The organism is Moraxella catarrhalis (genome assembly GCF_001656295.1).
Taxonomy (GTDB): domain Bacteria; phylum Pseudomonadota; class Gammaproteobacteria; order Pseudomonadales; family Moraxellaceae; genus Moraxella; species Moraxella veridica.
The window spans coordinates 155951-161950 of sequence record NZ_LXHE01000017.1 but is presented as its reverse complement, the minus strand read 5'-3'; the positions used below and the strand labels follow the sequence as shown (position 1 = coordinate 161950).

Sequence of the window (6000 nt, the reverse complement as noted above, 5' to 3'; positions counted from 1 at the left end):
GCCCATGCCAACACCCCCACCACCATCATTGCAGATAAATCCGCTGATAAAGCCTTACAGCCGATTGTATTAAACACCGCAAGTGGTGTGGTTTCTGTCAATATCGCCACGCCTAATGCTCGTGGCTTATCCAATAATCATTACAGCCAGTTTGATGTGGGTAGCACAGGTGCTGTATTAAATAACAACCGTAAAGCGGTGGGTACCCAAATCGCAGGCTTTGTGGCGGCTAACCCCTATATGGCTCGTGGGGAAGCTTCTACCATCTTAAACCAAGTCAATTCCAACAACCCAAGTCATTTGGGTGGCTTTATTGAAGTGGCAGGCAAAAAAGCCGATGTCATCATTGCCAATCCATCAGGGCTTGTCATCAATGGTGCTGGGTTTATCAATGCAGCTAATGTGCATCTGGCAGCAGCAAACAGCCAAGTTAATCAAGGACAAGTGACAGGTTATGAGGTTGGCACAGGTCATATTGCCGCCCATGGCAAATTAAACCTACAAGGCACGGATTATGCCGCACTCATTGCCAAAGCTGTGCAGATTAATGATGAAATCTATGCTGGCAGACAACTTGATGTTATTCTAGGTGAAAACAGTGTCCATCTTCAAGATGGCGATTTCACACAATTAACTGCCATCAATAAACAAACAAGCACATCATCTGCCAATCAAACCACCAATAAGGAGCAACAAGGCGCTACGCCAACCTTGGCATTGGACATCTCAAATCTTGGTGGGATGTATGCAGGTAAAATCCATCTTATCGGCACTGACAAAGGCTTTGGGGTCAATAACCAAGGGGTCATTACAGCCACAGGTAGTGGACAACAGCTTGGTGCTGGTACGCTCACCTTGGACAGCCAAGGCAATCTGGTCAATACCGGTAAAATCCTAGCCAAAGATGCTGTCACCATCAACACCCATGGCAGCACTACTCAAAACAACGGCATACTGTTAAGCAAGCAAGCAGACATTGCCATCAATACCGCAAGTCTTAATAACACAGGCATCATTCACAGCACCCAAACCGCCAAGATTGCAGCCAAAGAAGCGATTGAAAACCGTGGCAGTGTCTATGGCGGTGTTTTGCAAGTGAATACTGATAAGCTGAATAACACCGGTCAGCTTATCCAAACCGGTACAGGTAAGCTTGATATCACGACCGATACACTGATCAACATTGATAAAGCGGTGATTGGTCAAAGCCTGTATGGACAAACCAGTATCCCTACACCCTCTGCCCCAAGCAGTGATCAAAGTGCTGGCAGTATTAGCAATCAGCCGAAAGACAGTACGGCAGGCAGTACAGGTAATTTGGGGACAGACCCACAGCCACCTGCTTTAAGTGACTCTGGTGCAAACGCACAAACCAAACCCATCCCAAATGCTCGTGGCCATATCATTGCTACCAATCGTATTCACAACACAAACGATCAAGCACTCATCACAGCCACAGGTGATATTACCATCACGGCTAATCAGACCAGTAACACCAAGCAAGCATCCATCGATGCACAAAGCCTAAATACCAACACCCTGACCAACACCGACAGTAAAATCGCCTTAGATGAGATCAACTGGCAATTAAAGAGCTTTGATAATACCAAAGGCAGCATCACTGCCAAAAATGGCATGGTGATTGGCAGTGAATCTGCCATCATCAACACAGGCGGTAGCCTAACAAGCGGCACCGATATCACACTTGTCGCCAAAGACAACATCATCAATCAAGGTGGTAGCATCACTGCAGCAAAGCAAACAGACATTACTGCCAAAGAGCTACAAAACGGTGGCATCATCACGGCTGATACACTTACCATCACCCAACAAGTGGACTATACCCATACCGATCAAGATAAGCTTGTTGCCAATCGCTTAGCGTTTACAACAAGTGGTAAGCTGATTAATCAAAGCCAATTGACCGCAGGTCAAACATTAACACTGAATGCCAATCACATTGATAACACGCAAGCAGGTATCATCACAAGCGGCAATCACACACAGATTACTAGCCAAACGGATATCACAAACCAAGGTTTAATCAACAGCGAAACCACGGTTATTAAAGCCAAGGATACAATCAACAATCAGTCAGGTGGTCGTATCTATGGCACACAGCTTGCCATCCAAGCTGACACGCTCAATAACACACCAGCAAAAGCCAAAGATATCGATACTCACCACACTGCCCCTGTCATCGCTGCCAGACAGCGTCTGGATATTGGTGTGAATCACTTAAACAACCACCCCAACCCTGACAGAGCGGGTAAATTCAATGACGGCTTTGACAATCAGGCTTTAATCACAAGCTTGGGTAGTCTGCACATTGGCGGTAGTCTAGATGACAATCAGCAAGCTGCAGGCAAAGCAGAGACGGTTGTTAATAAAGGCGCAACCATTGAGTCTGGTGGGGAGATGCAAGTTGACACCAAAACCTTGCTAAACACCAATGCTGACTTTAAAAAGCATACGGTTAAGGTAGAAGCAGAATCTGTTTACAGGCAAACACTTTATCGCAATCGCGAGCAATTTAGAGCATACAACCGCCAATTTAACAAAAATAAAAGCGATGTGGATTTAGCCCTAAACATCTACACCACCGATGAAGCGTATTTAGGTCCAACCAGTAAAAAAGGTGCACCGACTGGCGCTTTGTATGTCAAGCAAGAAAACGGACGCTATTATCGTGTTGGTGAAGAGATTGATGAAATCACGGTAGACTTTGTTGTCTATGAAGACAAAACTCTGACTTCTGACCCTGCTCGTATGGTAGCGGGACAAAATCTTATCATTCATGGCGACACCTTAATTAATGATAAAAGCCAAATGAATGCAGGTTTAGGCTTTGCAGTGCTTGGTGATAGAGTCATTCAAACACCTGACAATGGTTTGTATGGTGAAAAAACCAAAGTCACTGAAAATGGTCGATATGTCAGTCGTACAGTGGTCTCATCTGGTGCAGGTCGCAGGCACAAGCGTGTGGATATTGCTAGCGGCATATTTACACAATCCTTTGCGCCACTAGCAACGTATCAGCTGCCCATCTTAAACGCCACCATCAACAGTACACCAAGTAGCACAGGTATTGATAAACCAGCGACAGGCAATGATGTCTCTACCATCATCAAGGATGTCAATGATGACACCATCACCTTACCAACTTCAGCCTTATACATCATCACTGCTGACGACCCTAACTTGCCACTGATCCAAACTGACCCTGCGTTCACCGATTACAAACAGTGGCTATCGTCTGATTATATGCTAAAAGCATTACAATCAGACCCAAATCACATCCACAAACGCCTCTCTGATGGCTATGGTGAACAAGCTCGTATTAAAGATCAGTATTATCTACTGACAGGCAGACACATCAACACCGATTATCACAGTAACGAAGAAGCCTACAAAGCCTTAATGGATAATGGCATCACGGCAGCCAAACAGTTCGGCTACACGCTTGGCAACGCACTCACTGCCGATCAGATGGCAAATCTTACTACTGACATCGTTTGGCTGGTGAAAGAGTCTATCACCTACACCATCAAAGACAAAGATGGCAATAGCATCACCAAAACCCAAGATGTTCTGGTACCCAAGCTGTATCTTAGATCTGCCAACATTGCGACAGGCACACTTACCCCTGATGGTAGATACAGCGCCATTTCTGCTAAAAACATGGATTTACAGCTGACTGGCAACTTAGATAACAACGGTAATCTTGTCGCCCATAACGCTGCCAATATTGCTGCCAACACCATCACCAATACCAATCGTATCCAAGGTGAGTTTGTTGCCATCACTGCTGCCAAAGATATTAATAATTTAGGCGGGACACTTGCTGCCAACGCTGCCATGACGCTAAGTGCTGGCAATAACATCACCAACCAAAGCCAAACCACTGCCCATCACAATAAACAAGGGCAAAGCGCTTCATTCAACACCGCCATCACACGCATCGCTACCATCCGTGTGGGTGATGGATTAAAAGACCAAACAGATGAACATGGCAATCCATTGACCACGCTTAGCATCCAAGCGGGCAACTATGTTCTAAACAAAGCTGCCAACATACAAAATGATGGTGGCAGCACCCAAATCACTGCCCAAAACGGCATCAACATCACAACCCTCACCACAAGCAATCACATCAGTGCTGTCGCTGATGAGAATAACTACTTTAACTACAGCCAAAGCACCGATGTGGGTTCAACCATCACAAGTGCTGGCAACTTAACGATAGCCACAACAGGCAAAGGGGCTGGTATCAACATCCAAGGCTCGCATCTAAATGCCACTGGCACCACAGCACTGATTGCCACAGGCGATATCAGCATCACTGAAGGCCGTGCTACCCAAAGCGTGCAAAGTGCCAGCCAATTCACCAATCGTCGCCTAACAGGCAGTAAAACTGAGCAGTCTAGCTTTGGACAGTACAGTGACAAGAGCCTAATAAGTCAAGTTGGTGGTAATGAAGTCGTCATTCAAGGTGTAAACACCAGCCTAATCTCAACCGAAGTCTTGGCAGATAAGGACATTCTGATTAAGGCTGATAATCAGCTGCTTATCGGCTCTGCTGAAGATAATGCGAGCGGGCATAGTAGCCACGAGGTCTCAAAAAAAGGCTTATTTGCCACTTCGCCAACTTCTGTTACACTAGGCAAACAGCAAACTCGTCAGAACGATGCCTATGAGCAAGTCACCTACACAGGCTCGGTGATTGGTACGACAGGGGGCAATATCCGCCTTGAAGCAGGCGATGACACTGATGTCATCAACAGTGACATCATCGCCCAAAAAGATGAGACTGATGCCAATACAGGCAATATCTTGTTTAAGTCACAAGCTGTCAATATCACAAGTCAAAATGCCACCGCTGCCAATACACACAGCTTTAGCCAAAAAACCTCAGGGCTAACTGCCGGCGTCTCCAGCAGTCTTGTCAGTGATGTCCAAAGCATCGAAACCTTAAAAGACGCTACCCAAGACACTGACTCTCGCCGTGCCAAGCTCATGGGCGGCTTGGCTGCTGCATCCAAAGTACGCACCCTTAATCAAAACTTGCAAGACGGCAAACTAGGCTCTGTCAGAGCCCAAGCTCGCAAAGCACCAAAAGCCACAGCCACAGCTACCAAGAGACCAATGACGCTGCCACCATCCACACAGATGGCAATCTCGCCTTTGATGTCAAAGGCAAAGGTGCTGACAGCACGGTCACCGTCACAGGCTCAAACATCAGTGTTGGAAAAGATTTATACAATCAAGTCGAAGGCAGTGTCATCTATCAAGCTTCTACACAAACTAGCACAACAGACAGCCAAAATAGCAGCAAAGGCGTAGGCTTTGGTGTTTATGCTTCTGCTAATCTTAGCACCGATGGGCTAAGCTCAAACTCTGCTGGCTTTACCATCAATGCTAACAAATTAAAAGGTAATACCCAAGAGATTGCTACAACCCACACCAATACCCAAATCACTGTCGGCGGTACAACCATCAATGACATCGGCGGCAGCCTCACCCTAGACGGAGCCAACCTAACGACAGACCATCTAACAGGTACAGTCGGCAAAGATCTCATCGTCAAAAGCCGTCAAGACACTTATCAATACAACAGCAATCAAACCCAAGTAGGTGGCAATCTTGATGTTAGCTTCCAAGGCGTACCACAATCTGCCAGTATTAATGGTAGTAACACAAACGCCAATGCAAGCTATGCCCAAGTCACCGACCAAACCGGTATCAAAGCCAAAGAATCTACCCTGTCTGTACAAGGACAAGGTAAGTTCACTGGTGGCTATCTCATCACCGATGCAGGTAAAAACCAAACCCAATTTGCCCAAGGTATCCAAACCCAAGACATTGAAAATCACTTAAATTATGAAGGTGATGCCATCAGCATCGGCATTGGTGCAGACACCAGCAATCCAGATGACAAAGCCAAACCTGCCCTACAAGGCATTGGTTATGGTAAAATAGACCCAACTCATAAAACCAGTA

Annotated in this window: 1 protein-coding gene and 2 pseudogenes; 2 read left to right on the top strand and 1 reads right to left on the bottom strand. The window is 46.2% G+C overall.

All coding sequences use genetic code 11. The features are described 5' to 3' along the window. Positions 1-24: 24 nt before the first annotated feature. Both AO382_RS08130 and AO382_RS11485 read left to right on the top strand, forming a co-directional pair. Positions 25-4836, top strand: a pseudogene (locus AO382_RS08130) (filamentous hemagglutinin N-terminal domain-containing protein); the annotation flags it as partial. Positions 4837-5159: 323 nt separating this feature from the next. Further along, positions 5160-5570: pseudogene (locus AO382_RS11485) on the top strand (hemagglutinin repeat-containing protein); the annotation flags it as partial. Here AO382_RS11485 and AO382_RS10885 read toward each other — a convergent pair. Then, a complete protein-coding gene (locus AO382_RS10885; protein ID WP_064619987.1) occupies positions 5553-5873 on the bottom strand; it encodes a hypothetical protein in 321 nt (106 codons plus the stop codon). The pseudogene AO382_RS11485 and the gene AO382_RS10885 sit on opposite strands and share 18 nt — an antisense overlap. Positions 5874-6000 lie beyond the last annotated feature (127 nt).